General features: G+C 70.5%; 22 protein-coding genes and 1 riboswitch. Of the genes, 19 read left to right on the forward strand and 3 right to left on the reverse strand.

All coding sequences use genetic code 11. The annotated features are described in order from the left end of the window. Nucleotides 1-70: 70 nt before the first annotated feature. The 3 genes from leuS to I4J89_RS18635 are packed head-to-tail and all read left to right on the forward strand — an operon-like array spanning nucleotide 71 to nucleotide 4,794. Nucleotides 71-2,872, forward strand: coding sequence for a leucine--tRNA ligase (gene leuS / locus I4J89_RS18625; protein WP_196415259.1), 2,802 nt, complete (start codon nucleotides 71-73; stop codon nucleotides 2,870-2,872). 40 nt (nucleotides 2,873-2,912) lie between these two features. Continuing rightward, complete coding sequence (locus I4J89_RS18630) at nucleotides 2,913-3,671, forward strand: nucleotidyltransferase domain-containing protein (RefSeq protein WP_196415260.1); 759 nt, start codon at nucleotides 2,913-2,915, stop codon at nucleotides 3,669-3,671. A gap of 4 nt (nucleotides 3,672-3,675) precedes the next feature. Then, nucleotides 3,676-4,794: a winged helix DNA-binding domain-containing protein gene (locus I4J89_RS18635; RefSeq protein ID WP_196415261.1), complete on the forward strand. Its 1,119-nt coding sequence runs from the start codon at nucleotides 3,676-3,678 to the stop codon at nucleotides 4,792-4,794. A gap of 151 nt (nucleotides 4,795-4,945) precedes the next feature. Here I4J89_RS18635 and I4J89_RS18640 read toward each other — a convergent pair whose 3' ends face one another. From I4J89_RS18640 to I4J89_RS18650, 3 genes are read right to left on the reverse strand one after another with little or no spacing between them, the layout of a single operon-like run. Beyond that, on the reverse strand, nucleotides 4,946-5,674 hold the full coding sequence (locus tag I4J89_RS18640) for a TVP38/TMEM64 family protein (RefSeq protein WP_196415262.1): 729 nt from the start codon (nucleotides 5,672-5,674) through the stop codon (nucleotides 4,946-4,948). Nucleotides 5,675-5,712: 38 nt separating this feature from the next. Next, a complete protein-coding gene (locus I4J89_RS18645; RefSeq protein WP_196415263.1) occupies nucleotides 5,713-6,426 on the reverse strand; it encodes a type 1 glutamine amidotransferase in 714 nt (237 codons plus the stop codon). Continuing rightward, nucleotides 6,416-7,636 carry a MurT ligase domain-containing protein gene (locus I4J89_RS18650; protein ID WP_196415475.1) on the reverse strand — a complete coding sequence of 407 codons (1,221 nt, stop codon included), beginning with the start codon at nucleotides 7,634-7,636 and terminating at the stop codon, nucleotides 6,416-6,418. Before I4J89_RS18650 ends, I4J89_RS18645 begins: the two co-directional genes overlap by 11 nt. A gap of 441 nt (nucleotides 7,637-8,077) precedes the next feature. Next, nucleotides 8,078-8,203: riboswitch (cyclic di-AMP (ydaO/yuaA leader) on the forward strand. A 39-nt stretch (nucleotides 8,204-8,242) separates the two neighbouring features. Between I4J89_RS18650 and I4J89_RS18655 the strand changes: the two genes are divergently transcribed. From I4J89_RS18655 to I4J89_RS18730, 16 genes are all read left to right on the forward strand, one after another. Next, nucleotides 8,243-9,025, forward strand: a complete 783-nt coding sequence (locus I4J89_RS18655) for a C40 family peptidase (RefSeq protein WP_196415264.1) — start codon at nucleotides 8,243-8,245, stop codon at nucleotides 9,023-9,025. Between the two features lie 449 nt (nucleotides 9,026-9,474). Continuing rightward, nucleotides 9,475-9,906: a division/cell wall cluster transcriptional repressor MraZ gene (gene mraZ / locus I4J89_RS18660; RefSeq protein ID WP_196415265.1), complete on the forward strand. Its 432-nt coding sequence runs from the start codon at nucleotides 9,475-9,477 to the stop codon at nucleotides 9,904-9,906. A gap of 247 nt (nucleotides 9,907-10,153) precedes the next feature. Continuing rightward, the gene (gene rsmH, locus I4J89_RS18665) at nucleotides 10,154-11,287 is read left to right on the forward strand and encodes a 16S rRNA (cytosine(1402)-N(4))-methyltransferase RsmH (RefSeq protein ID WP_230859179.1); all 1,134 of its coding nucleotides are present in this window, start codon (nucleotides 10,154-10,156) and stop codon (nucleotides 11,285-11,287) included. A gap of 119 nt (nucleotides 11,288-11,406) precedes the next feature. Next, the gene (gene ftsL / locus I4J89_RS18670) at nucleotides 11,407-11,967 is read left to right on the forward strand and encodes a cell division protein FtsL (RefSeq protein ID WP_196415267.1); all 561 of its coding nucleotides are present in this window, start codon (nucleotides 11,407-11,409) and stop codon (nucleotides 11,965-11,967) included. 6 nt (nucleotides 11,968-11,973) lie between these two features. Then, nucleotides 11,974-14,232 (forward strand): peptidoglycan D,D-transpeptidase FtsI family protein, encoded by a 2,259-nt coding sequence (locus tag I4J89_RS18675; RefSeq protein ID WP_196415268.1) that lies wholly within the window; start codon nucleotides 11,974-11,976, stop codon nucleotides 14,230-14,232. A 57-nt stretch (nucleotides 14,233-14,289) separates the two neighbouring features. Next, the gene (locus tag I4J89_RS18680) at nucleotides 14,290-15,795 is read left to right on the forward strand and encodes a UDP-N-acetylmuramoyl-L-alanyl-D-glutamate--2,6-diaminopimelate ligase (protein ID WP_196415269.1); all 1,506 of its coding nucleotides are present in this window, start codon (nucleotides 14,290-14,292) and stop codon (nucleotides 15,793-15,795) included. Beyond that, nucleotides 15,792-17,183, forward strand: coding sequence for a UDP-N-acetylmuramoyl-tripeptide--D-alanyl-D-alanine ligase (locus I4J89_RS18685; protein ID WP_196415270.1), 1,392 nt, complete (start codon nucleotides 15,792-15,794; stop codon nucleotides 17,181-17,183). The genes I4J89_RS18680 and I4J89_RS18685 overlap by 4 nt, the downstream gene beginning before the upstream one ends. Beyond that, entirely contained in the window at nucleotides 17,180-18,298 is a 1,119-nt protein-coding gene (gene mraY, locus I4J89_RS18690; protein WP_196415271.1) for a phospho-N-acetylmuramoyl-pentapeptide-transferase, read from the forward strand. The genes I4J89_RS18685 and mraY overlap by 4 nt, the downstream gene beginning before the upstream one ends. A 63-nt stretch (nucleotides 18,299-18,361) precedes the next feature. Continuing rightward, a complete protein-coding gene (locus tag I4J89_RS18695) occupies nucleotides 18,362-19,765 on the forward strand; it encodes an FtsW/RodA/SpoVE family cell cycle protein (RefSeq protein WP_196415272.1) in 1,404 nt (467 codons plus the stop codon). Further along, on the forward strand, nucleotides 19,765-20,868 hold the full coding sequence (gene murG / locus I4J89_RS18700; RefSeq protein WP_196415273.1) for an undecaprenyldiphospho-muramoylpentapeptide beta-N-acetylglucosaminyltransferase: 1,104 nt from the start codon (nucleotides 19,765-19,767) through the stop codon (nucleotides 20,866-20,868). The genes I4J89_RS18695 and murG overlap by 1 nt, the downstream gene beginning before the upstream one ends. A gap of 58 nt (nucleotides 20,869-20,926) precedes the next feature. Next, nucleotides 20,927-22,330: a UDP-N-acetylmuramate--L-alanine ligase gene (gene murC / locus I4J89_RS18705; protein ID WP_196415476.1), complete on the forward strand. Its 1,404-nt coding sequence runs from the start codon at nucleotides 20,927-20,929 to the stop codon at nucleotides 22,328-22,330. Nucleotides 22,331-22,335: 5 nt separating this feature from the next. Beyond that, the gene (locus I4J89_RS18710) at nucleotides 22,336-23,103 is read left to right on the forward strand and encodes a cell division protein FtsQ/DivIB (RefSeq protein ID WP_196415274.1); all 768 of its coding nucleotides are present in this window, start codon (nucleotides 22,336-22,338) and stop codon (nucleotides 23,101-23,103) included. A 299-nt stretch (nucleotides 23,104-23,402) separates the two neighbouring features. Continuing rightward, entirely contained in the window at nucleotides 23,403-24,542 is a 1,140-nt protein-coding gene (gene ftsZ / locus I4J89_RS18715; protein WP_196415275.1) for a cell division protein FtsZ, read from the forward strand. A 9-nt stretch (nucleotides 24,543-24,551) separates the two neighbouring features. Further along, complete coding sequence (locus tag I4J89_RS18720) at nucleotides 24,552-25,262, forward strand: YggS family pyridoxal phosphate-dependent enzyme (protein ID WP_196415276.1); 711 nt, start codon at nucleotides 24,552-24,554, stop codon at nucleotides 25,260-25,262. 230 nt (nucleotides 25,263-25,492) lie between these two features. Next, entirely contained in the window at nucleotides 25,493-26,224 is a 732-nt protein-coding gene (locus I4J89_RS18725) for a cell division protein SepF (RefSeq protein ID WP_196415277.1), read from the forward strand. Nucleotides 26,225-26,266: 42 nt separating this feature from the next. Further along, the gene (locus I4J89_RS18730; RefSeq protein WP_196415278.1) at nucleotides 26,267-26,572 is read left to right on the forward strand and encodes a YggT family protein; all 306 of its coding nucleotides are present in this window, start codon (nucleotides 26,267-26,269) and stop codon (nucleotides 26,570-26,572) included. The last annotated feature ends 20 nt before the right edge of the window (nucleotides 26,573-26,592 follow it).

Consider the following 26,592-nt stretch of genomic DNA (forward strand, 5'->3'; position numbering starts at 1 on the left):
CCCCTCCTGCGTGAGGGGCTTTTTTATGCCCTGAGGACGCGTCGACCCCAGCCGCGACGACTTAGACGAGATGGTGAAGATGAGCGAGACCGAGACCCCGCCGTTCCGCTACACCGCCGCGCTGGCCGGTGAGATCGAGCTGCGCTGGCAGGCCTACTGGGCCGAGAACGGGACGTTCCACGCACCCAACCCGGTCGGCGAGCTGGCCGACCCGACGCACCCCCGGGCCGGTGCGCCGAAGCTGCACGTGCAGGACATGTTCCCGTACCCGTCCGGTGCGGGTCTGCACGTCGGCCACCCGCTGGGCTACATCGGCACCGACAGCTACACCCGCTACAAGCGGATGGCCGGCTTCAACGTGCTGCACCCGATGGGCTTCGACGCGTTCGGCCTGCCGGCCGAGCAGTACGCGGTGCAGACCGGCACCCACCCGGCGACCACCACCGAGGCGAACGTCGAGCGGTACCGGCAGCAGCTGCGCCGGCTGGGCCTGGCCTACGACGAGCGGCGCTCGTTCTCGACCACCGACCCGGAGTACTACCGCTGGACGCAGTGGATCTTCCTGCAGGTCTTCAACTCCTGGTTCGACCCCGAGCAGGGCAAGGCCCGGCCGATCAGCGAGCTGATCGCTTCGTACGAGGCCGGCGAGCGGGGGACGGAATGGGCTGAGCTGACCCCGGTCGAGCGTCGCAAGCTGATCGACGCCCACCGCCTGGCATACATGTCCGAGGCGCCGGTCAACTGGTGCCCCGGGCTGGGCACGGTGCTGGCCAACGAGGAGGTCACGCCGGACGGGCGTAGCGAGCGCGGCAACTTCCCGGTCTTCCAGCGCAGCCTGAAGCAGTGGATGATGCGGATCACCGCGTACGGCGACCGCCTGATCGACGACCTGGACGCGCTGGACTGGCCGGAGCCGGTCAAGCTGATGCAGCGCAACTGGATCGGCCGCTCCCGAGGCGCGCACGTCGACTTCCCGATCGACGGCGGCCACATCCGGGTCTTCACCACCCGCCCGGACACCCTGTTCGGCGCCACCTACATGGTGCTGGCGCCGGAGCACGAGCTGGTCGAATCGGTCGTTCCCGCCGCCTGGCCGGAGGGGACGAAGGACGCGTGGACCGGTGGGCACGCGACCCCGGCCGAGGCCGTCGCGGCCTACCGCGCCGCCGCCGCGGCGAAGACCGAGGAGGAGCGGACCGCCGACGGCAAGGTGAAGACCGGCGTCTTCATCGGCGCTTTCGCGGAGAACCCGGTCAACGGCGTACGCATCCCGGTCTTCATCGCCGACTACGTGCTGGCCGGATACGGCACCGGCGCGATCATGGCGGTGCCCGGGCAGGACGAGCGCGACTGGGCCTTCGCCGAGGTCTTCCAACTGCCGATCATCCGTACGGTCGAAGCGCCCGACGGGTTCCAGGGCGCCTACACGGGTGAGGGACCGGCCATCAACAGTGACTGGCTGGACGGCAAGGGTGTCGCCGAGGCCAAGGCCGCGATGATCGCCTGGCTGGAGGAGAACGGCAAGGGCACCGGCGCCACCACCTACCGGCTGCGGGACTGGCTGTTCAGCCGCCAGCGCTACTGGGGCGAGCCGTTCCCGATCGTCTACGACGAGACCGGCCTGCCGGTCGCGCTGCCCGAGTCGATGCTGCCGGTCGAGCTGCCGGACGTCGACGACTTCTCGCCGCGCACCTTCGACCCGGACGACGCGGACACCGAGCCGGAGACCCCGCTGTCCCGCAAGAAGGACTGGGTGCAGGTCGAGCTGGACCTGGGTGACGGCCTGAAGACCTACACCCGCGAGACCAACACCATGCCGCAGTGGGCCGGCTCCTGCTGGTACGAGCTGCGCTACCTGGACCCGCACAACGACAAGGTGCTGGTCGACCCGGAGAACGAGGCCTACTGGATGGGCCCGCGCACGCCGGGCGACCCGGGTGGCGTCGACCTGTACGTCGGCGGTGTCGAGCACGCCGTGCTGCACCTGCTGTACGCCCGCTTCTGGCACAAGGTGCTGTACGACCTGGGCCACGTCTCGTCGTTCGAGCCGTTCAAGCGGCTGTTCAACCAGGGCTACATCCAGGCGTACGCGTACCAGGACGACCGCGGCTTCTACGTGCCGGCCGAGGAGGTCGTGGAGCGCGAAGGCGGGTACTTCTACGGCGACCAGCGGGTGACCCGCAGCTACGGCAAGATGGGCAAGTCGCTGAAGAACATCGTCACCCCCGACGAGATGTGCGACCAGTACGGCGCCGACACGTTCCGGGTGTACGAGATGGCGATGGGCCCGCTGGACGTGTCCCGCCCCTGGGAGACCCGCGCGGTCGTCGGCTCGCAGCGCTTCCTGCAGCGGGCCTGGCGTCTGGTGATCGAGGAGGAGACCGGCGCGGTCCGGGTCACCGACGAGCCGCTGGACCCGAAGACCCGCAAGGTGCTGCACCGGGTCATCGCCGGTGTCCGCGAGGACATGGACGAGCTGCGGTTCAACACCGCGATCGCGAAGCTGATCGAGCTGACCAACGCGCTGACCCCGCTGCCGGTGGTGTCGCGCGAGGCGGTCGTGCCGCTGGTGCTGATGATGGCCCCGTTCGCGCCGCACCTGGCCGAAGAGCTGTGGGGCAAGCTGGGCAACGAGGGCACGCTGGCGTACGCGGACTTCCCGGTCGCCGACCCGGCCCAGCTGGTCGCCGACGCGATCACGTACCCGGTGCAGGTCAACGGCAAGGTCCGCGGCCGGGTCGAGGTCGCGCCGGACACCCCGGAGGCCGAGGTACGCGAGGCCGCGCTGGCCGCCGTGGCCGAGGCGCTGGTGGGTCGCGAGCCCAAGAAGGTCATCGTGGTCGCCGGCCGGCTGGTCAGCGTGGTCGTCTGAGGTCGCGCACCGGGCCCGCCATGTGGCAACGTGGCGGGCCATGTCCTTCGACCTGACCGCGACCGAGTACCTGATCCGGGCGGATCTCCTCGCCCCGGGTCTGGTGGAGGGTCTCTACCTCCAGGGATCGATCGCGCTCGGCGACTACCGGCACGGCGTCAGCGACATCGACTTCGTGGCGGTGACCGAGGATCCGGCGGACCCGGGTCTGGTCCAGGAGATCCACCGGCGGATGCCGCGCCGCCCGTACTTCGACGGCCTCTACGTCACCTGGGACGACCTGCGCGCCGACCCCGCCTCCCTGGCACCCGGTCCGGCCGTCCACGAGGGCCGGGTCCTGCCGTCCTCGGACTTCGAGCGGAACCTGGTGACCTGGCACGTGCTGGCCCAGGGCGGTGTCGCGATACGCGGACCGCAGCGGCCGGAGATCTTCACCGACTGGCCGGCGCTGGCCGCGTCGACCCGGGCGAACCTGGAGTCGTACTGGCGGCCATGGGCCCGCCGGCTCCGCCGGCACCCGATGAGTCTCGGCTCGTGGGCGGTGTCCTGGGGCGTGCTCGGCGTCTCCCGGCTCCGGCACACCCTGGTGACCGAGCGGGTGACCGCCAAGACCGAGGCCGGCCGGTACGCACTGCGCAGCTATCCCGGCTGGGAACGGATCATCGAGGAGGCGCTGCGCATCCGGTGCGGCGGCCCGGCCCGCTACCGCGATCCGTTCCGCCGCCGCGCCGACCTGCTGGCCTACCTGGAGTTCGCCCTCGACCCGGACCGCCCGCCGGACGCGGATCTGCTTCGATGAGCCGGTGCTCTCCGAACGCGCCCTGAACCGGGCCACCCTCGCCCGGCAGTTGCTGCTGGAACGCGTGCCCGTGACGGTGCCCGAGGCGTTGCGGCGGCTGATCGGGTTGCAGGCCCAGGCGCCGGCCTCGCCCTGGCTGGCGCTCTGGAACCGGGTGGCGGGCTTCGATCCGGCCGCCCTCGACGCCGCCTTCGCGACGGGTGAGGTCGTGAAGGCCACGCTCATGCGGATCACCCTGCACGCCGTGCACCGCGAGGACTACCCGGTCCTGCACAACGCCGTGCTCCGCATCCTGCGCGCGGCCCGCCTGGGCGATGACCGGTTCGTCCGCAGCGGGCTGACCATCGCCGAGGTCGACGAGTTCCTGCCGGAGCTGATCGCGTTCGCGGACCGGCCGCGTACCGTGCCGGAGATCGAGAAGCTGCTCGCCGAGCGGTTCGGCGGTGACCGCCCGGGCCTCTGGTGGGCGCTGCGGACCTTCGCGCCGCTGCACCACGTGCCCACCGGCGGACCGTGGTCCTTCGGCGGCCGCTCGTTCGTCGCCGCCCCGGCCGGCCTGCCGTTCGAGGCGCGCGACGCGTCCACTCGTGAACTCGTCCGGCGGTACCTCGCGGCCTTCGGCCCGGCCACCGTCGCCGACATGGGTCAGTTCACCCTGCTGCCCCGGACGGTCCTGCGCGACGCGGTGCGCGCGCTGGGCGATGAGCTCACCCACCTGCCCGGCGGGAAACTGTACGACCTGCCGGGCGCCCCGATCCCGTCCGAGGACGTCCCGGCACCGGCGAGGCTGCTGCCGATGTGGGACAACGTGCTCCTCGCGTACGCCGACCGGACCCGGCTGATCCCGCCGGAGTACCGCAAGGTGTGCATCCGGATGAACGGCGACGTGCTGCCCACCGTGCTGGTCGACGGCTATGTCGCCGGTGTCTGGCGGGCGGCGCCGGACGGGATCGAGGTCACCGCTTTCCGCCCGTTGACGGCCGCGGCCTGGGACGAGCTGACCGCCGAGGCCGCCGCGCTCACCGCTCTGCTGGCTGATCGTGATCCGCTGGTCTACGCCCGCTACGGCCACTGGTGGGACAAGCCGCTCCCGGCGGCGGAAACCCGCGTGCTTCCCGGCTGACGGGTGAAGCGCGACGCCGTGCCCGGTCCCGGCGGCCGCGTCGCCGGCCGGATCGGTCGCCCGGATCGCGCGGGAGCGGCGGGACTGTGGTCGACGCGTACGAACAAAGAAGCCGGCGGCCGATAGTGGCCGCCGGCTTCGTGCGGGTTTGTCAGGCCATCGCCATGGCCGCGTCGCGGCGGGAGGTGTAGCGCCAGCGCAGGACGATGCCGGTGCTGAGAGCGAAGCCGATCGCCGCGGGGGCGAGGGTCGCGGCGTTCATCTCGCCGGGGGCGGCCACCGCCGCGCCGATCACCGCGTAGGTGACGGTGGACGGGATCGCGGCGATCGTGGTGCCGAGCAGGTAGCGCTTGCGGCAGACGCTTGTGGTGCCGTAGGCGTAGCCGACCAGCCCGAACGGGGCGAGCGGCAGGAAGCGGACCAGCAGCACCGCGGCGAGACCGCGGCGGTTCAGCCAGCCGTCGAGCCGGGCCAGACGGCTGCCGGCCCGGGCCTGAAGGGCGCCGCGACCGGCCCACCGGCCGGCGTAGTAGGTGGCGGTCGCCGCGATGATCGCCGCGGCGAGCGCGGCGAGCGCGCCGGTGGCCGCGCCGAGAAGCAGGCCGCAGAGGAGCGTGATCGCGGTACGCGGTACGAGCACCGACAGCAGCAGACCGCCCACCACCGCGACGGCGGCCGGCGCGCCCGGACCGAGGTTGTCCACGTTGGCGCCGATCTCCCGCAGCGGGAGGGTGGCGGCGGCCAGCGCGAGCGCGCCCACCACCGCGCCGAGCGCGCCGAACCGGATGAGACGGCGCTTCCAAGTCGCTGGGGCAGCCTGTGCAACGGCCTGAGGGTCCGCGGAGTCAACGCCCCGCGGGGCGATCAGGATGTCGGTCATGCAGGCATACCGCCCCAACTGTCGGTTTCAGGTCATTGTCACACTGCGCCGGCCGCGGCCAGGCGTTCGCCCCGGAGCCGGTCGGCCCACGAGTCATCCAGAGGCGCAAGCCTATCCGCGCCGGTGGACCAACGCAGTAGCAGATCGGCTATCGCTGGGTTGCGGGCGAGCGCCGGGCCGTGCGAGTAGGTACCGAGGATCTTCCCAGCCCAGGCCCCCTCCGTCTGGCCGTCGTTGCCGACGCCCGCGGTGACGCGGGCCAGCGGTGCGGCGTGCGCGCCGACATGGGTACGCCCACCGTGGTTCTCGAAGCCGGTCAGCGGCGGCAGGCCGAGCCGGGCGTCGACGTCGCCCCGCAGTTCGCCGACCGCCCGGGTGACGCCCCGGTCCGAGGACAGGTCGAGCAGTCCCAGCCCGGCGCACTTCGCTCCCTTAGCGAAGAACGAGTGGCCGAGCAATTGGTAACCGGCGCAGATGGCCAGAACCGACGCGCCCTGGTTGACCGCGCGGTGCAGGCCGCCGTCGGTGATCAGCCGCTGCGACGCGAGCGCCTGCGGGCCGTCCTCGCCGCCGCCGATCAGGTAGATGTCAGCCGTCGACGGCATCTGCTGGTCGGAGCGGACCTCGTATGTCTCCACCGGGATGCCGCGCGCGGCCGCCCGGTGCGCCAGGATCAGCAGGTTGCCCCGGTCGCCGTACGTCGACAGCAGATCGGGGTAGATCCACACGATCCGCAGGGCCTCAGTTGACACGGTCCAACTCCGCTCGGATGTCCTGGAACGCCGTGTAGTTGGCGATCACTTCGAGGCGGCCGGGCGGTACCGACCGCAGCGCCTCGTCGAAACTGAGTACGTGCCGGAACGGCACCTGGTTCACCTGGAGCCGGACGGCCAGGTCGTACGCGCGGTCGCCGGTGATCAGCACCGGGCGGGTGCGCAGGGGTGAGAAGTCGACGTCCCACAGCCACGAGGTGTCCAGCCCGTCGGGGTCCCGGGCGTTGATGGAGAGCAGCGTAGGGGCTTGATCGGCCATGTCGAAGGCCTCCAGCCAGCTGGCCGGGTTCTTGGCCAGCAGCAGCCGGATGTTGCGGCCGTCGCGGTCGACCTGGGCGTACCGGCCGGCGATCGATGTCACCCGGGAGAGGCGGGGGAGTGCCTCGATCGGGCGTACTCCGAACTCGGCGGCGACCGCGAGCGCGGTGGCCGCGTTACCGATGTTGACCCGGCCCGGGAGCTGGAGCTTGACCAGGTGCCAGTCGCCGCGCGGGTCGATCACGCCCTCGTCCTCGACCACCCAGCTCGGGCGCGGCCGGCGCAGCGGGCAGCCGGTGCACCACCACTCGCCCTGGGCGCGCTCGATCGGGTGGCCGCTCTCCGGGCAGACGAACGAGTCGTCGTGCCAGCGCTGGCCGGCGCTGAACCAGGTCACCTGCGGGCTGCCGCTCGCCGCCCAGACCACCATCGGATCGTCGGCGTTCGCCACCACGCGGATCTCGGGGTGGCCGGCGAGCTTGGTCTTCCACAGCTGCGCCATCATCGCCACCTCCTTGGCCCGGTCCAGCTGGTCGCGGGAGAGGTTGAGCAGCGCCACCACCTTGGGCCGGGTGGCGTCGATCACCTGGGCCAGGTAGTGCTCGTCGGTCTCCAGCACGGCGAACGGGGTGTGCCCCTCCTTCGCCAGCGCCGAGGTGTGACCGGTCGGCATGTTCGCGCCGTACGAGTTCGTGGCGACCCGGCCGAGCACGCCGACCGCGGCGGCGGTGAGCCGGGTGGTGGTGGTCTTGCCGTTCGTACCGGAGACCAGCGCCACGGCGCGGCCGGACGAGAGGTGGGCCAGCAGGTCAGGGTCGATCTTGAGGCCGATCCAGCCGCCGATCACCGAGCCGTCGCCGCGTCCCGCGGCCCTGGAGAGCGCCGCCGCGGTCTTCGACACGGAGGTCGCGACCTTGGCGATGAGAGGCATCTTCCCGTCCGTCACGCCAGCGAGGGTACCGGACGCGATTGTTACCGCGAGTTGCCAGACCATCAAGATCATCGCACGCCGGTGTTATACCCGGTCCAGACGTTTCCGGCGAATTCCCGGGTTGGCGGCGCACTTTTTCTGTGTTCTGGTTCACCCGTAACCTTCGACGCAGCGTGTTTCCGTGATCGCGTTAAGTCATGGCATTTGTCTCGTGGAGATAACAAACTGGACAGGGGCCAGTGTGCCAATTACATAGAGTGATTGTGCCCACGCCGACGATCAAGACGGAATTCAGGTAGCAAGGTTGCGCCGGCAGCAACCGCTCGCCGGTCGCGCCGAACCGGTTCACGCCGAGCCCTGCCCCGGACTGGACGACGCGACCATCGAAGTACCGCAGGACATAGCAGGCATCAGGGGGCAGGGACGGGGGACCCATAATCGGTCCGTCCCGCGCCGCGCAGTCAGCGGCGCACCCGGGACGACCTCGGGGTGAAGCCGCTTCGGCGGCCGGGCAACCTTCCCGCCCGAACCCGACAGCTAACCTCGCAGGCGTGCCGGAGGGAATTCTCTACCGTGCACGAACACAGTTCGCGCCGGGGCCGTCGCATGTCCGTCGGTACCGGCACTGTCGCACTGTCTCTGGGTCTCTGTCTTTGCGCCGGCCAGCTCGTGGCCGCGTCGCCGGCGGTGGCTTCCTCGGCCACCACCGTGGCCCCGGTCGCCGCTACCTCGTCGGCAGCGAAGGTCAAGCCCAAGTTGAGCACCTCGCTCAACACCCGGAGCCTCTCCAAGGGTTCCACCCTCAAGGTCACCGCCAAGGTGATCAACCCGCGCACGGGTAAGGTCGCCAAGGGCACCGTGCGGCTCCAGCTCTGGAAGAACGGAGCATGGCAGACCTGGGACAAGGCCACCGTCAAGAGCGGTGCGGTCACCCTCACCGCGAAGCCCACCAGGGCCGTGACCATCCGGACGTACTTCAGCGGCACCGGGTACGCCCCGGTCTCCACGAAGAAGGTCAAGGTCTCGATCCGGGCCGGCGGCGCCGCGATCCTCGCGGAGGCCAGGAAGCACACCGGGGCGCTGTACCTGTTCGGTGCGGCGGGCCCCAAGCGTTTCGACTGCTCCGGCTTCACCAAGTACGTCTACAAGAAGGCGGCCGGCAAGACGCTGCCGCACAAGGCGAACTCGCAGCAGAAGTACGGCAAGTCGGTCTCCAAGGGCAGCAAGCAGATCGGTGACCTGATCGTCTTCCGCAAGGGCTCGTACGGTTACCACGCCGGTATCTACGCCGGCAACGGCTACATCTACGACTCGCCGCACAGCGGTGCCCGGGTCGGCAAGCACAAGATGTGGAGCAGCAACTACGTCGTGCGGCGTCTCGTCGCCTGACACGCCTGCGCGGTGTGGTGGCACCGTGCGGACAACGACGCAGTAAGTGACGCAGTAAGTAAGGTATAGAAGCACGCCCGTGGGGCGTGGCCCGGTTCGGGTCACGCCCCACGGGCGTTTCTGCGCACCGGCTCTCCACTTTCCTCCACGGAGCGCGCCGGACCGCCCCCGACCGCGGTGTTTTCCGCTGTGCTGTGCTCCATGTCGGAAACCAGACCCGGTTGATCATGGCCGCGCCCTCCACCGCGCTCCACCGCCTTTGAACTGGGATTTCGTCCGCGAAAACGACTCGCGAGCGAGCTCATTCGGGTTGCAGGTGGAGGGATGTGGAGTAAAGTGGGGCGCAGTGGCAGGACCGAGGAACTTCAACCGAAGCCTGCCGGCCCGAGTTGACAGGCGGACCGACTCCACCGCGAAGGAGCGGACGCCACGGCAAGGGGGAAGGGCCGATGTTCCTCGGCACGCACACCCCTCGCCTGGACGAGAAGGGCCGGCTGATCCTTCCGGCGAAGTTCCGTGATGAGCTGGCGGGAGGTGTCGTGATCACGAAAGGCCAGGAACGCTGTCTTTACGTGTTCCCGATGCCGGAGTTCCAGCGCCTCGCGGGTCAGCTGCGAGAGGCGCCGGTGACGAACAAGGCCGCCCGGGCGTACAGCCGGGTGTTCTTCGCCAGCGCGCACGACGAGGTGCCCGACAAGCAGGGCCGGGTGACCATCCCGGCGCACTTGCGGGAGTACGCGAGCCTCGGGCGCGACCTCGTGGTGATCGGAGCCAGCACCCGGGTCGAGATCTGGGACAAGCAGTCCTGGGACGACTACCTCTCGGCGAGCGAGGAAGAGTTCGCCGACATCGAGGAGGGGGTGCTGCCCGGCGGACTGTAAGGCGTGGCACTCGGTTGGGCTGCTGGACGACCGGCCCGGACGCCACTGCCGCCGTACTGCGAGATCTCCAGCCGCTCCCGCTCCTGGCGCCTCTTCCCCGGCGCCAGGCGCGTGTCCGGGGCCGGATGAAACCGGCACGGGACATGAGCGGATGGGGATCTGGCGGTACGGATGGGCGACCGGGCCGGATCGGCAGGCAAGTGAACAACCGGGTGTGACGCGAGCGGGTAAGGCAATGGGGGTCGACATGGGGGAGCCACGAGGCACGCATGTGCCGGTGCTGCTCGAGCGATGCCTCGAGCTACTCGCTCCCGCGTGTGAGCTGCCGGGCGCCGTGCACGTCGACTTCACGCTGGGTCTCGGCGGGCACGCCGAGGCGGTGCTCGAGCGCCATCCGGACGTCGTCCTGATCGGACTGGACCGCGACACCGAGGCACTCGCTCACGCGGGGCACCGGCTGGAGCGTTTCGCCGGGCGTACGCACCTGGTCCACGCCGTGTACGACGAGCTGCCCCGGGTCCTCGGCGAGCTGGGCATCCCGGCGATCCACAGCGGACTGTTCGACCTCGGGGTCTCCTCGCTCCAGCTGGACGAGGCGGATCGCGGGTTCGCGTACGCGCAGGACGCCCCGCTCGACATGCGGATGGACCAGTCCCGGGGGATGACCGCCGAGGAGGTCGTCAACACGTACGAGCCGGGCGCTCTGGTGCGGGTGCTCCGGCAGTACGGCGAGGAGAAGTTCGCGCCCCGGATCGTCTCGGCGATCGTGCGGGAGCGGGCGAAGGCTCGGATCACGTCCACGGCCCGGCTCGCCGAGCTGGTGAAGGACGCGATCCCGGCCGCCGCGCGCCGAACGGGTGGAAATCCCGCGAAACGGACCTTTCAAGCACTACGCATTGAGGTGAACGGCGAGCTCGAGGTTCTTGAGCGAGCGGTTCCGCATGCTTTGGACGCGTTGGCGCCCAAGGGGCGTCTTGTGGTGATGAGCTATCAATCACTGGAGGACAGGATCGTCAAGCGCGCTCTCACCGCGAGGTCGCGCAGCACCGGGCCGATCGACCTGCCGGTCGAGCTTCCCGGTACCGGTCCGACGCTGCGGCTGCTGACCCGGGGGTCCGAGCCGCCCAGCGAGGCAGAGGTGGCGGCGAACCCGAGGGCGGCCTCGGTGAAGCTGCGAGCGGTGGAACGGATCGACGAGCAGGAGCAGGGACGCGAGTACAACCGGGCACCCGGGGCCGACCGCGAACGGCCCCGGATGGCGGCGTCTTCCGGCAGCGGTGAACCGAGGCCTGGCGGACGAGAAGAGCCCGGGGAGAGAACGCACGGGGGACAAGGGCGGTTACGCCCGGGGGCGAACAACAAGGGGGAGGGACGAGCATGAGCGAGCGGAACGACGCGCCGCGGTCGGGGGGCCGGGCGGCGCAGTCGCGTACCACGACGGGACGACGTGGTAACGGGGACAGCCGCGATGCCACGACCCGGGGAACTGGCGTCCGGGGGGTGCGCCAGTTCTCCGGGCAGTCCGACACGCGCCGTTCCGGGATCCAGGGCGGCAAGGCGACACGCGGTAAGGACAGCCCGGTGGAGGGCACCGCGGCGCTGGCTCTCGAGGTCACCGACATCGAGGTCACCGCGGTCGCTCCGCAGTCCAGCGGCCGGCCGAAGCTGTGGGTGGCCCCGCCGGTGCCGATCCGGGCGCCGCGGGCCACGTTCGCCGCCTCGGTGATCGCCGTCGTGCTGGTCGGTGTGCTCGGCATCCTGCTGATCAACACCAAGACGATGGAGCAGTCCTTCCGCCTGGACGCGCTGCGCCAGGAGAAGGCCGCGCTCGACAAGCAGCAGCAGGGGCTCGAGCAGCAGCTCATCCAGGCGTCCAACCCGGGCAACCTGCAGGCCGCGGCACGCCGGCTGGGCCTGGTGCCGGCCGACGCGCCGGCCATGATCCGGCTGCCGGACGGGAAGATCATCCGTACCCCCACGCCCGGGCGTGGCCAGGTCTCGGTGACCGCACAGGACCAGCTGAACAAAGCCGGTACGCCGTCCACGGGCGCCGGGCGGTAGGCCGCCGTGGCGCCGCGAGCAGACGACGAGGAACCGCGCCGGGGTACATCACCCCGGCGCGGTTCGTCGCGTGACGTTCCGACCCCGGACGAGCGCGAGGAGAGCACGGGCCGGCGGGGGCGCTCCAGCATCGGGGACGCGCGTGCCTACACGCCGCGCGGGCGTACCGTGGCCGAGCGCGGGCGCCTGCCGCGGTCCGGGCGCACCACCGACCCGTTCCGGCCGGCGTTGCAGGTGCTCGACGGCGGTGAGACGGGGCAGCGGTCCCGCGGGCGCAACGGCCGGCCCACCGAGGAGCGGCCGGAGAAGCCCGAGGAGCGGCCGGCGAAGACCACCGAGCGGCCGGCCAAGGCTGCCGAGCGGAAACAGCCGGAGCGCGGGCGCCCGGCCACCGCCGGTGCCGACCGGCGTGCCTCGGACCGTGCGGGTGCGGGCGCTGGGCGTACCAAAAAGGACGTCGGGGAGCGCAACCAACCGCCGCGCCGGCCGCGTCCGGTGCCGGCCGCGCCACCGAAGCTTGCCAACAGCACCCGCCGTCTGCGGCTGGGGACCGTGCTGGCGCTGTCGTTGTTCGTGGCGATCGGCGTGCGGCTGGTGGTGTTGCAGGTGGCCACCTCGCCGGCCGAGGCGAGCCGCCTGCTGGAGTTGCGGGCCAAGCGTCTGACCACGGTGGAGTTGCCGGCGCCGCGCGGCAGCATCCTGGACCGGTCCGGCGCGGTCCTAGCGCACAGCGTCGAGGCCCGGTACGTGTACGCCGACCCCGAGAACCCCAAGCTGCAGAAGAACATCGCGGGGACCGCGGCGAAGCTGTCCCCGCTGCTGGCCGTGTCGCGGTCCGAGCTGATGGCCGACATGCAGCGCAAGAAGGTGCTCGGCGGGTGGACGCAGTTCCGCTATCTGGCCCGTGGTGTGGACGTGGCGGTCGCCGACCGGATCGACGCGATGAAGCTGGACGGCATCTACACGCACAGCGATGAGCGGCGTGACGTGCCGGGCCGGGATCTCGCGGCGAACCTGATCGGCTTCACCGGTGACGACCACCATGGTCTGGAGGGGCTGGAGGCGCGCTACGACGACCTGCTGCACGGCACCGACGGCCGATGGGTGTTCGAGATCGGCAAGGGCAACCTGAGCGCGCCGATCCCGGGTGGGTACAACCGGAACACCGCCGCCGAGCCGGGCAACTCGCTGCAGCTGACCATCGACCGGGAGCTGCAGTTCCGGGTGCAGGAGATCCTCGCCGTCGAGGCCGAGAAGCGCGATGCCACGGTGGCCGGTGCGGTGGTGCTGGACGCGAAGACCGGTGAGGTGCTGGCCCAGGCCAGTTATCCGCCGTACAACGCGGCGAAGCCGCAGGCGTACGAGCCGGAGCAGCGGGCCGACGTGCCGACCAGTGTGGTCACCGACCCGGGATCGACGCACAAGGCGTTCATCTTCGGCGCCGCGCTTCAGGAGGGTCTGATCACGCCCGAGTCGACGCTGAAGATCGGGCCGGCGATCGAGCGCGGCGGCGAGCGGTTCGAGGACACCCACGAGATGCCCAAGAACACCGAGATGACCATGCCCGGGCTGCTCGCCTACTCCTCCAACGTCGGCACGATCCTGATCGGGGAGATGCTCGGCAAGGAGAAGATCTACGAGTATCAGCAGAAGTTCGGGCTCGGCAAGGCGACCGGTGTCGGCGTGCCGGGCGAGGCCGAGGGGCAGCTGCTGAAGCCGGAGGACTGGAGTGGCTCGGCGGTCGGGTCGGTGCCGGTCGGGCACAGCGTCTCGGCCACGCTGATGCAGATGGCGGCCGGCTACGGCGCGATCGCCAACAACGGCACCTGGATCCAGCCGCACCTGGTCAAGGCGACCATCTCCGGTGAGGACGGCAAGGTCTCCGCGGCCCCGCCGCCGCAGACTCGCAAGGTGCTCGACCCGGGGGTCGCCGCCGAACTGCGGACGATGATGGAGGCCGTGGTGGATGTGAAGGGCGGCACGGGTAAGGCGGCGGCGGTGACCGACTACCGGGTGGCGGGCAAGACCGGTACCGGCAACATGCTCATCGACGGGCAGTACACCAGCCACAACGCCAGCTCGTTCGTCGGCATGGCACCGGCCGACGACCCGCGGTACGTGATCGCGGTGTCGATGGACGTCTCCTCGGGCGGCGGCGGTGACGTGGCCGCGCCGGCGTTCAGCCAGATGATGTCCTACGCCTTGCTCCACTACCGTGTGCCACCGTCCGGGACCAAGCCACCCAAGTTCAAGATCCATCCATGAGGTCCGGCCGCATGGCGTTGACAGGAACCTGTGCGGCACGGGGTAGGGTCTGACGCCGTGTCCGGCATTCCACGACCCGAGACCGTCGCGCCGTACCGGTTGCAGCAGCTTGCCGAGCTGCTCCCGGCGGCGCTGGCGGGCGGTGACGCTGAGGTCACCGGGGTCACTCACAGTAGTGGATCGGTTCGTCCCGGCGATCTTTACGCCGCCCTGCCCGGTGCGAACCGGCACGGTGCGGAGTTCATCGCCGATGCCGCCCGGTCGGGCGCGGTGGCCGTGTTGACCAACCCGGCCGGCCGGGACGCCGCGCTCGCCGCCGGGCTGCCGGTGCTGGTCGCCGACGATCCGCGGGCGGTGCTCGGCGCCGCCGCCGCGGCGATCTACGGCGACCCGTCGCGGCGGCTCACGATGATCGGCGTGACCGGCACGGCCGGCAAGACGTCGACGTCGTACCTGGTGGAGGCCGGGTTGCGGGCCGCCGGCCTGGTGACCGGCCTGGTCGGCACGGTGGAGACCCGGATCGGCGACCTGGTGGTGAAGAGCGTCCGGACCACCCCGGAGGCCACCGACCTGCAGGCGATCCTGGCCGCCGGCCTGCAGCGCGGAGTGCGGGCCGTGGTCATGGAGGTCTCCAGCCACGCGCTGGTGATGGGGCGCGCCGACGGGATCCGCTTCGCGGCCGGCGGCTACACCAACTTCGGCCAGGACCACCTGGACTTCCACCCCACGTCGGAGGAGTACTTCGCCGCCAAGGCGCGGCTCTTCGACGGCCGGTCCGCGGTCGAGGTGCTCAACTACGACGATCCAGCGGTGATGCGCCTTTGCCGCGATAAAACGGTTACGTTCTCGGCGGCCGGTGATCCGTCGGCCACCTGGCGAGCCTCCGACATCTCGCCGTCCGCGTTCGGTCAGCGGTTCCTCGCACACGGCCCGGACGGTCTCGTGGTGGAGACCGGTGTGGCACTGCCCGGTCTGCACAACGTGGCGAACGCGCTGCTCGCGCTCGCGCTGCTGGTCGCGGTGGGCGTCGACCCGGCGGTCGCCGGCCGGGGCATCGCCGACTGCCGCGGCGTGCCCGGCCGGCTGGAGCAGGTGCTGGTCCCGGGTGACGTCCTCGGCGTGGTCGACTACGCCCACAAGCCCAACGCGATCGTGGCCGCGCTGGCCGCGCTCCGCGAGCTCGCGAACGCGCGCGGCGGGCGGCTGATCTGCGTCATCGGCGCCGGCGGCGACCGGGACAAGGGCAAGAGGCCGCTGATGGGCGCGGCCGCCGCGCAGGGCGCCGACTTGGTGATCATCACGGATGACAACCCCAGGACCGAAGACCCGGCGATCGTACGCGCTGCCGTGCGCTCCGGAGCGGAAGAGGCGGCCACGGCCTCCAAGATCGCGGAAGTGGCCGGGCGGCGGGCCGCGATCGACGAAGCGGTCCGGATGGCCGTGGCCGGCGACGTGATCGCGGTGCTGGGCAAGGGCAACGAACAGGGCCAGGAGGTGAACGGCGAGGTGCTGCCGTTCGACGACCGGATCGAGCTGGCCGCCGCGTTGGAGGGCCGACCGTGATTCCCATGACTTTGGCCGAGATCGCCGAGATCACCGGTGGCCGCCTGGTCAACGCCACCTCGTCGGTGACCGTGACCGGGACCGTCGAGTACGACTCCCGCAAGATCGGCCCGGGTGGGCTGTTCGTGGCCTTCGCCGGCGAGAAGGTGGACGGCCACGACTTCGCCGGCACCGCGATCGCGGCCGGCGCGGCGGGCATCCTCGGCTCCCGGGACACCGGCGTGCCCGGCGTGCTGGTCGACGACCCCCTCGCCGCGCTGGCCGCCCTGGCCCGGGTGGTGGTGTCCCGGCTCGACAAGCTGACCGTGGTCGGGCTGACCGGCTCCTCCGGCAAGACCACGACCAAGGACTACATCGGGCAGCTGCTCGCGCGGCTCGGGCCCACCGTGGCGCCGGCCGGGTCGCTCAACAACGAGCTGGGTTTTCCGTACACGGTGCTCCAGGCGACCACCGACACCCGGTTCCTGGTGCTGGAGATGGGTGCCCGGGGGATCGGGCACATCCGGTACCTGACCGAGATCGCCCGTCCGCGGATCGGCGTGGTGCTGAACGTCGGCGCGGCACACATCGGCGAGTTCGGCTCGGTCGAGGGGACCGCCCTCGCGAAGGGTGAGCTGGTCGAGGCACTGCCGTCGTCCGGTGTGGCGATCCTGAACGCGGACGATCCGCTGGTGTCGGCGATGGCTTCCCGCACCTCGGCCCAGGTCGTCCCGGTCGGTGAGGCCGCGTCAGCCGTGGTCCGTGCCGTCGACGTGACGGTGGACTCGGCGGGCCGCGCCGGCTACACGATCGTCTTCGACGGTGAGAGCGGCAAGGTTCAGCTCTCCGTCGCCGGGCGGCACCAGGTGGGGAACACCCTGGCCGCCGCGGCCGTCGCGATGGCCGCCGGCATGGACCTGGACGAGCTGGCCGCCGCGCTCGGCGAGGTCGGGATCGTGTCCGGCCGCCGGATGGACGTCTTCGACCGGCCGGACGGGGTGACGGTCATCGACGACTCGTACAACGCCAACCCGTCGTCCACCGCGGCCGCGTTGCGCGCGCTGGCCGCCATGGGTGAGGGACGGCGTACCACCGCCGTGCTCGGCTACATGGCCGAGCTCGGCGAGCACGAGATTTCCGGGCACGCCGAGGTGGGGCGGCTCGCCGCCGAGCTCGGTGTGGACCGGCTGATCGTGGTGGCCGGCAACGCCCGGCCGATCCTGGACGGTGCCGCCGGCCTCACGGGGTGGCCGGGTACGGCGTACTTCGCCACCGACCAGGCGGCCGCGATCGAGATCTTGCAGCAGGACCTGCGCGCCGACGACGTCGTGCTGGTGAAGGGTTCCCGGTACCGCACATGGGACGTCGCTGACTGGCTGCGGCGCTCCGAGGAGGTTCAGCCCACGTGAGGGCAGTAATCGTCGCGGCCGCGGTCGCCTTTCTCATCTCGCTGTTCGGCACCCCGCTCGCCATCCGGGTCTTCTCGGCCCTGAAGGCGGGACAGCCGATCCGCACCATCGGCCCGGCCACCCACATGGGCAAGAAGGGCACCCCGACGATGGGCGGCGTGGCGTTCATCATCGCCACCGTCTTCGCGTACGTCGCCGGTCACCTGGCGCTGACCACCCTGCCGGACCGGCAGATCGCCCAGGAGAAGCCGACCATGACCGCCCTGGTCCTGCTCGGCATCTTCGTCTTCTGCGGCGCGGTCGGCTTCCTCGACGACTTCCTGAAGGTCCGCAAGCGCAACTCGGACGGCCTCAGCGCCAAGGGCAAACTGCTCGGTCAGCTGATCATCGGCACCGGGTTCGGCATCGCCGCGCTCTACTTCCCGAGCACCAACGGCCAGACCGTGGCCAGCGAGCGGATCTCGTTCATCCGGGACGTGAGCTGGCTGGACGTCGGCAAGGTCGGCTCGGTCATGGTCTTCGTCTTCGTCATCATGGCGATGTCCAACGGCGTGAACCTCACCGACGGCCTGGACGGCCTCGCCACCGGCGCCTCGATCCTGGTGCTGGGGGCGTACTCGCTCATCGGCTTCTGGCAGTACCGGCACTGGTGTGGTGACGACGACTACGTGGGCGAGGCGGGCTCGCTCACGGCGCAGCACTGTTACGAGGTCCGAGATCCACTTGAGATCGCGATGATCGCGGCGGCAGCGGCCGCGGCCTGTGTCGGCTTCCTCTGGTGGAACACCAATCCGGCCCGGATCTTCATGGGTGACACCGGCGCGCTGGCACTGGGCGGTCTGATCGGCGGTCTGGCGGTGGCCACCCGGACCACCCTGCTCTCGGTCATCATCGGCGGCCTCTTCGTGATCATCACGATGTCCGTGGTCATCCAGATCATCTCGTTCAAGACCACCGGTAAACGGGTGTTCCGGATGTCCCCGCTCCAGCACCACTTCGAGCTGGCCGGCTGGAGTGAGGTCAACATCGTGGTCCGGTTCTGGATCATCGCGGGCATCTGCGCCGCCATCGGTCTGGGCCTGTTCTACAGCGAACACCTGGCGGTCATGGGATAGATCTCGCGCGACACGCCATCGGCGTGACGGCTCCCGATGTGGACACCGGACGATGATGAGGGAATGGCGGACGACCGTACCCAAATGGCCCGCCCGTCGCTGAGCCGGCAGCTGCTGCCCGCGGTGCACGGGCTGCTGGCGCGACCCCTGTCCTCGTACTACCTGCTGATCGCCTGCTCGGGACTGCTGCTGCTGATCGGGCTCACCATGGTGTTCTCGGCGACCAGCGTGATCGCGTACGCGGAGGACGGTGACGCCTTCTCGGCGCTCAGCAGCCAGGCCGTGTACGCCCTCCTCGGCCTCGTCGCCTTCTGGGTCTGCCAGCGGCTGCCCGCACTCACCCTGCGCACCCTCGGGAAGTTCATCCTGGGCGCGGCGATCGTCCTGCTCGTGATCCTGGCGGCGCTCAACGCCCTGGCCTCCGCGGGGATCGCCAAGAACGGGATCGGGCCCATCGAGGCGGATCTGAACTGGCTTCTGCTCGGGCCGATCAGCATGCAGCCGGGTGAGTTCGCCAAGGTCGGCATGGTGCTCTGGGGTGCCGACGTGATCGCCCGCAAGGGCCGTGCGCTGGGGCACTGGCGGGAACTGGCGATGCCGCTCTTCCCGGTGGTCGGGCTGCTCTTCGTCCTGGTCGGCTACAACGACCTGGGCACCATGCTGGTGCTGCTGGCCCTGATCGTCGGCCTGCTCTGGGCCGCCGGCGTACGGATGCGGTTCTTCGCGGCCCTCGGCGTGCTCGGCCTGGCCGGCATCAGCCTGCTGATCGCCGCGGCGTCGCGGGGCGCCGGTTCGGGTGTCCAGGGCGCCTCGAACTACCGCGTCGAGCGGCTCACCAGCTTCCTCACCCCGCTCGAGAAGTGCGACATCAACGGCATCTGCTACCAGATGGTCCAGGGCCGTTCGGCGATCTTCGAGGGCGGCTGGTTCGGGGTCGGGCTCGGCAAGGGCGCCCTCAAGTGGGGCTGGGTGCCCGAGGCCGACAACGACTTCATCTTCGCGATCGTCGCCGAGGAGCTCGGCGTGGTCGGCTGCACGGTGGTCCTGGCCCTGCTCTCGGTGCTGGCCTACACCGGTTTCCGGATCGCCCGCCGGTCCCGTGACCCGTTCCGCCGCCTGGCCGCCTCGGCGATCACCACGTGGCTGGTCGCCCAGGCCGTCATCAACATGGGCGGGGTGGTCGGCCTGCTGCCCATCACCGGCCTTCCGCTACCGTTCATCTCCGCCGGTGGCAGTGCCCTCGTCGTGACGCTGGCGGCGATCGGCATGCTCGCCTCGTTCGCCCGGGCGGAGCCCGACGCGGCGCGAGCCCTGAACGCCCGTCCGACTCCGAGATGGGTGCGACTAGTCTGGGCCCCGCTGCCGCCGGTCCCCCCACCGCGGCGGCCGGGGAAGCCGCGTACGCCCGCGCAGAAGCCGGGCAGTGACGCGACACCCGCAGGTTCGGGGACCGGGAGGAGACGGTGATGGGCTCGCTGCGGTCGGTCGTGCTCGCTGGAGGAGGCACGGGCGGTCACATCTACCCACTGCTCGCCTTCGCCGACGCCCTTCGGCGCCACTTCCCGGACATCCGGATCACCACGCTGGGCAGCCCCAAGGGCATGGAGAACGAGCTCATCCCGGCGGCCGGTTACGACCTGCGGGTCATCCCGGCGTTCCAGCTGCCCCGGACGCTGAACATGGACCTGCTGCGTACCCCGGACCGGATGTACCGGTCGGCGGCCGCGGCCGGCGAGATCATCGACGAGGTGCGGGCCGAGGTCGTGGTCGGCTTCGGTGGGTACGTCTCGGTGCCGGCCTACCTGGCGGCGTGGCGGCGCGAGCTGCCGATCGTGATCCACGAGGTGAACGTTCCGCCGGGCGTCGCGAACCGGATGGGCATGAAGTTCACCAAGCGGATCGCCGTCGGCTTCCCGCACCAGCTGGAGCAGGCCGAGTCGCTGCGCAACGCCCGGCTGGTCGGCGTGCCGCTGCGGACCGGGATCACCTATATGGACCGGCCCGCGCTGCGCCCGCAGGCGCTCTACCACTTCGGCCTGCGCCCCGACCTGCCGGTGCTCTTCGTCTCCGGCGGCTCGTCCGGCGCACGGACCATCAACCTGGCGGTCGCCTCGGCGGCCAAGCGGCTGGCCCACGCCGGCATCCAGGTGCTGCACGTCCAGGGCGGGCGCAACGACCCGTTCGAGGTGCCGAAGGACCTGCCGGTCCCCTACGTCGTCGTGCCCTACCTGTCGGACATGCAGCTCGGTTACGCTGCCGCCGACCTGATGCTGTGCCGGGGCGGTGCGATCACCGTCGCCGAGACCACCGCGCTCGGCATGCCGGCCGTCTACGTGCCGTACCCCTTCAGCAACCAGGAGCAGCGGCGCAACGCGCTGCCGGTGGTGGAGGCGGGTGGTGGCCTGCTGGTCGACAACAGCGAGCTGACCCCGGACTGGATCGAACGCAACATCATCCCGCTGGCACGGGACCGGCAGCGGCTGGCCGTGATGGGCCAGGCCGCCGCCGGGTACGGCCGCCGCGACGGTGACGAGCAGCTGCTGCGCTTCGTGCTCGAAGCGGTGAGCTGATGAGCTTGACTGAGGGAGTGGATCTGTGAACACGGCGGAGCTGACGCCGGCCGGTGAGATGACCGCCGAGGACCTGGGCAGCGTGCACCTGATCGGGATCGGTGGCGTCGGCATGGCCGGTCTCGCCCGGCTCCTGCTGACCCGGGGCGTCCCGGTCTCCGGCAGCGAGCTGCGCGAGTGGCCCGCGCTGGCGGCGCTGCGCGCGCTCGGTGGCACGGTGCACATGTCGCACGTGGCGTCGAACCTGGACGGCGTGGACACGGTGGTCTACTCGACGGCGATCCCGCAGGACCACATCGAGATGGTCGAGGCGCGCCGGCGCGGGCTGCGGGTGCTGCACCGGTCGGAGGCCCTGGCGGCGGCCATGACGAACCGGCGGAGCATCGCGATCGCCGGCACCCACGGCAAGACCACCACGACCTCGATCATGACGGTGATCCTGCAGCACGCCGGGCAGGACCCGTCCTTCGTGATCGGCGGCGAGATCTCCGAGGCCGGTGCGGCGGGGCACCACGGCACCGGGCCGTACTTCGTGGTCGAGGCCGACGAGAGCGACAAGTCGTTCCTGATCTACCGGCCGCACGTCGCGATCATCACGAACATCGAGGGCGATCACCTCAACAACTGGGGCGACCTGGACTCGCTGAAGGCGGGCTTCCAGAGGTTCGGTGAGCTGGCCGACGGGTTCGTGGTGACCTGCGCGGACGGTCCGGGGACCGAGGAGCTGATCGCCGGGCTGAAGGCGGCCGGGAAGACCGTCTACACGTACGGCGAGTCGGCGGACGCGGACCTGCGGATCAGCGACATCGTCTCCTCGGTGAGCGGCGTGCGCTACCGGGCCGAACTGGACGGCGAGTCGCTCGGCGAGCTGAAGCTGGCGCTACCCGGCAAGCACATGGGCCTGAACAGCGCGGCCGCCGTGCTCACCGCGTGCAAGCTGGGCCTGCCGCTGGCGAAAGTGGTCGAGGCACTGGGATCGTTCCCGGGAGTGCGGCGCCGGTTCGAGCGCAAGGGCATCGCCGCGGGCGTGCGGGTGTACGACGAGTACGCGTACCACCCGACCTCGGTGAAGGCGGCCCTGCGCACGCTGCGCGAGGTGGCCGGCGACGGGCGGCTGCTCGTGGTCTTCCAGCCGTACCGGGTGTACCGCACCCGCGACCTCCAGGCCGAGCTCGCCGACGGGCTGGCCGTCGCCGACGAGGTGATCTGCATGGAGGTGTTCGGGCCGGGCGAGACCCGCAGCCCGGGCGAGGGCGGCCGGGCGCTGACCGCGGCGATCGAGCTGCCCGCCGAGCGGAAGGTCTTCGTGCCGGACTGGGAGGACGTGCCGGACGAGGTGGTCCGGCGCAGCCGCCCGGGCGACGTGGTGGTGACCATGGGCGCGCCGCCGATCTCGCTGATGGGTGACGAGCTGCTGTCCGCGCTCGCCGAGGCGGACCACCAGCCGGACCTGGCCCGGTAGACCCGATGCCGGGCGGGGGCACGCGCAACTGGCGGCTGGTACGGGCGGACACGGACGCCGTACCCCCGTCGGCGCGCCGGTTCATGGCGCGCGCCCGGCAGCGGCGCCTGCGTGCCGCACTGCCCTGGCTGGTCGGTTCGGTCGTGCTGCTGGTCGCCGGAGCGCTGGTCTGGGTGGTGTACGGCACCTCGGTGCTCGGTGTGCGGCGGGTCCAGGTGGTCGGCGCCGAACTGCTCACCCAGGACCAGGTACGCGAGGCCGCCGCGGTCCCGGCGGAGCTGCCGCTGGCCCGGGTGGACGTGGACGCGGTCGGTGCCCGGGTACGCGGCCTGCCCGCGGTGGACCGGGTGGTGATCAACCGCAGCTGGCCGTCGACGCTGGTCGTCGAGGTGGTGGAGCGGACCGCGGTGGCGGCGGTGCCGGTGCGGGAGCAGTTCATCCTGATCGACGACGAGGGCGTGCCGTTCCGGGTGGTGGCGAAGCAGCCGCGCGGGTTGCCACTGGCCCGGCTGGGCACGCCGGGGCCGGCGGACGCGAACACCGGATCGGCCCTGACCGTGCTCGGCGCCCTCAGCGACGAGCTCCGGGAGCAGCTGGTGGCGGTGGCCGTGGTGTCCCCGGTGCAGATCCGGCTCGAGCTGCGCAAGGGCCGGGTCGTCATCTGGGGCGACGACACCAAGAGCGACGAGAAGAGCAAGGTCGCGACGGCGCTGCTACGCCAGAAGGGCGACGAGATCGACGTCAGCGCCCCGTCCGTGGTGACCATTCGGTAGCTGTCTGGCCAAACGGACAATAGTGACGAACGTAATATTAGGTTCGAGGTTACGGGTCAGTCGGATACTGGCCACGTAAGCGGACGCGACACGCCGCCCCGGGTCTTTGGCTGCGGCGGCATGTCCGCATACGTTGCGTCGAGAGGTTTGAGTGGTTGACATAACTCTAAACCTCTAGTAGAGGGTGAGGGGTTTCCTCGCCCTCCCTTGTACGGCAGCGGATATCGAAGTGCGGTTCCTGGGTTGGACCCGCAGGGGCCCTCGATATCCGCCAACCCCGGAAGGGAAGGCTGAGCCCGATGACACCTCCGCACAACTACCTTGCGGTCATCAAGGTCGTCGGCATCGGCGGCGGCGGCGTGAACGCTGTGAACCGCATGATCGAGGTTGGGCTCAAAGGCGTCGAGTTCATCGCGATCAACACCGATGCCCAAGCGCTGCTGATGAGCGATGCCGACGTCAAGCTGGACGTCGGCCGGGAACTGACCCGTGGCCTGGGCGCCGGCGCACAGCCCGAGGTCGGCAAGAACGCCGCCGAGGACCACCGGGACGAGATCGAGGAGGTGCTCAAGGGCGCCGACATGGTCTTCGTGACGTGTGGCGAGGGCGGTGGCACCGGCACCGGCGGCGCTCCGGTGGTCGCCAACATCGCCCGCAAGCTGGGCGCGCTCACCATCGGCGTGGTGACCCGGCCGTTCTCGTTCGAGGGCAAGCGCCGGCAGGTGCAGGCCGAGGCCGGCATCGACGAGCTGCGCAATCAGTGCGACACGCTGATCGTGATCCCGAACGACCGGCTGCTCGCCCTCGGCGACCGCGGGATCAGCATGATGGACGCGTTCCGTCAGGCCGACCAGGTGCTGCTCTCCGGCGTTCAGGGCATCACCGACCTGATCACCACGCCGGGTCTGATCAACCTGGACTTCGCCGACGTGAAGAGCGTCATGAGCGGCGCGGGCAGTGCGCTCATGGGCATCGGCAGCGCGCGCGGGGACAACCGCGCCGTCGAGGCGGCCGAGAAGGCGATCTCCAGCCCGCTGCTGGAGCAGAGCATGGACGGCGCGCGCGGCGTGCTGCTCTCCATCGCCGGCGGCTCGGACCTGGGCCTGTTCGAGATCAACGACGCGGCGCAGCTGGTCACCGACGCGGCACACCCGGACGCGAACATCATCTTCGGTGCGGTCATCGACGACGCGCTCGGTGACGAGGTGCGGGTCACGGTGATCGCGGCGGGCTTCGACGGGGGCGCGCCCTCGTACAAGCCGTCCGAGCCGGTCCGGAAGGTGGCGCCGCCCGTGCCCGCCACTACGCAGCAGACGTCGCAGCCGCCGGTCCCGGCGGGCGCCGGCAGCAACCAGTCGGCGGCGAGCACGCCGCCGGCCCCGCGCCGGATGCTCTTCGACGACGTGGACGTGCCGGACTTCCTCAAGAACGGCTCCTGATTTTCTTCGATGGAACGTGACGAGGGGCGGCGGGCCGAGCTCGCCGCCAATCTTCAGCTGGTGCGGGAGCGGATCGCGCGGGCCTGCGAGGCGGCCGGGCGGCCATCGGGATCGGTGACGCTGACCGCGGTGACCAAGACGTACCCGGCGAGCGACGTGTTACTGCTCGCCGGGCTCGGCGTCACCGACGTCGGGGAGAACCGGGACCAGGAGGCGGCCGCCAAGGCGGCCGAGGTTCGCGCCGCCGGCGCGAACCTTCGCTGGCATTTCGTCGGCCGGTTGCAGCGCAACAAGGTCCGCTCCGTCATCCGGTACGCCGACGTGGTGGAGTCGGTGGACTCGGAGCGCCTCGTCGCGGTACTGGCCCGGGCCGCCGCCGAGCGGCCGGTTCCGCTCGACGTGCTGATCCAGGTCAGCATCGACGGCGACGCCGAGCGTGGCGGCGTGGTTGAAGATGATCTTTGGCGGGTATCCGACTCAGTGGCCGGGTCGGACGGTCTCCGGCTCGGTGGCGTGATGGCGGTCGCGCCGCTCGGCTGGGACCCGGATCGGGCCTTCGCGAAACTGTCCGTCCTGGCTGGACGGATGGCCGAGCGATACCCCGGCGCTACGACGGTCTCCGCGGGCATGAGTGGCGACCTGGAGGCCGCCGTCCGGCACGGGGCGACACACGTACGGATCGGAACATCTTTACTCGGGATGCGAAACTCGCTGCGGTAGCCTTGCGGCGGGCAGCAAACTACACAGGTGTTGTTTTGCGCGACGTGCTTCTGGGCTTCGACAACCCACGGCGGCCGGCGCGTCCGACGACGCAGCGTCGCAGCGGGTCACGGGTCCGATTCGGACCTGTTGCATCGATCCGCACAAGGGGGGCGCGGCACGCCTAAGGGGGCGCGGGGCCGCACGGCTGACGGAGGTGGGGGCATGGACTCTCGGCAGGGAGGGGTCGCATGAGCAGCGCGTTTCGCAAGGCGGGCGTCTGGCTCGGCCTCGTCGAGGAGGACGACGACCGCGGGTACGACGACCGCAACTACCGGGAGAGCTCCTACCGCGGGCGGGAACGCGACCGCGACCGTGACCGTTACTCCAGCGACCACCGGTACGCGGACGAGTTCGCCGACGAGGACGAGGTCGAGGAGGAGCGCCCGGTCCCGCGGTCGCGGGCGGAGCGCTCCGGCCACAGCCGTCTCGGTGAGCGGGTCTCGACGGCCCGGGCCGACCTGGACCGGGAGGAGAGTGACCGTCTCGATCGGGCGAGCGTGCGCTCCATCACTCCCCGGTCCTCCCTGGCCCCGGAGCAGTCCGACTCGCTCACCTACTCGACCCGGGAGAACCTCGCGCTGAAGCCGCAGCCTACGGTTCACCAGCAGCCGGTTCACCAGCGCCCGGTCGAGGAGGAGCAGCGGTACCAGATCACCACGCTGCACCCCACCACCTACCGGGAGGCGCGGACCATCGGCGAGCACTTCCGGGACGGTGTGCCGGTGATCATCAACCTCACTGAGATGGATGAATCCGATGCGCGGCGACTGGTCGACTTCGCCGCCGGGCTGGCGTTCGGTCTGCGGGGTACGATCGAGCGCGTGACCAACCGGGTTTTCCTGCTCTCACCGGCGAATGTCCAGGTCACCGCGGAGGACAAGGCCAAGATCGCTGAGGGCGGCTTCTTCACCCAGAGTTGATTCACTCGAAGCTGATTGACCCGAACGAGGGATCCGCCTGACGTGCTGTCGATCGTGTTCCAGATTCTCTACGTGTTGCTGTACCTCTTCTTCATCGTGCTGCTAACCAGGTTCGTCCTGGGCGCGGTGCTCCAGTACGGACGGCGGTGGCAACCCAGCCGGGGCGCCTCGGCGGGACTGGAATCGGTGTGGAGCGTCACGGATCCACCCCTCAAGGCGTTGAGGCGTGTGATCCCACCGCTGCGCATTGGTAACGTGAGTTTGGACCTGGCTTCCATCGTGCTGCTGGTTATCCTGTTCGTGCTCATGAACTTCGTGCTGACCCCACTGATTCGTACCTACAGCTAGACAGCAGCCCCGCCCCAACC

The sequence above is a fragment of the Actinoplanes aureus genome, from assembly GCF_015704865.1.
Taxonomy (GTDB): Bacteria; Actinomycetota; Actinomycetes; order Mycobacteriales; family Micromonosporaceae; genus Actinoplanes; species Actinoplanes aureus.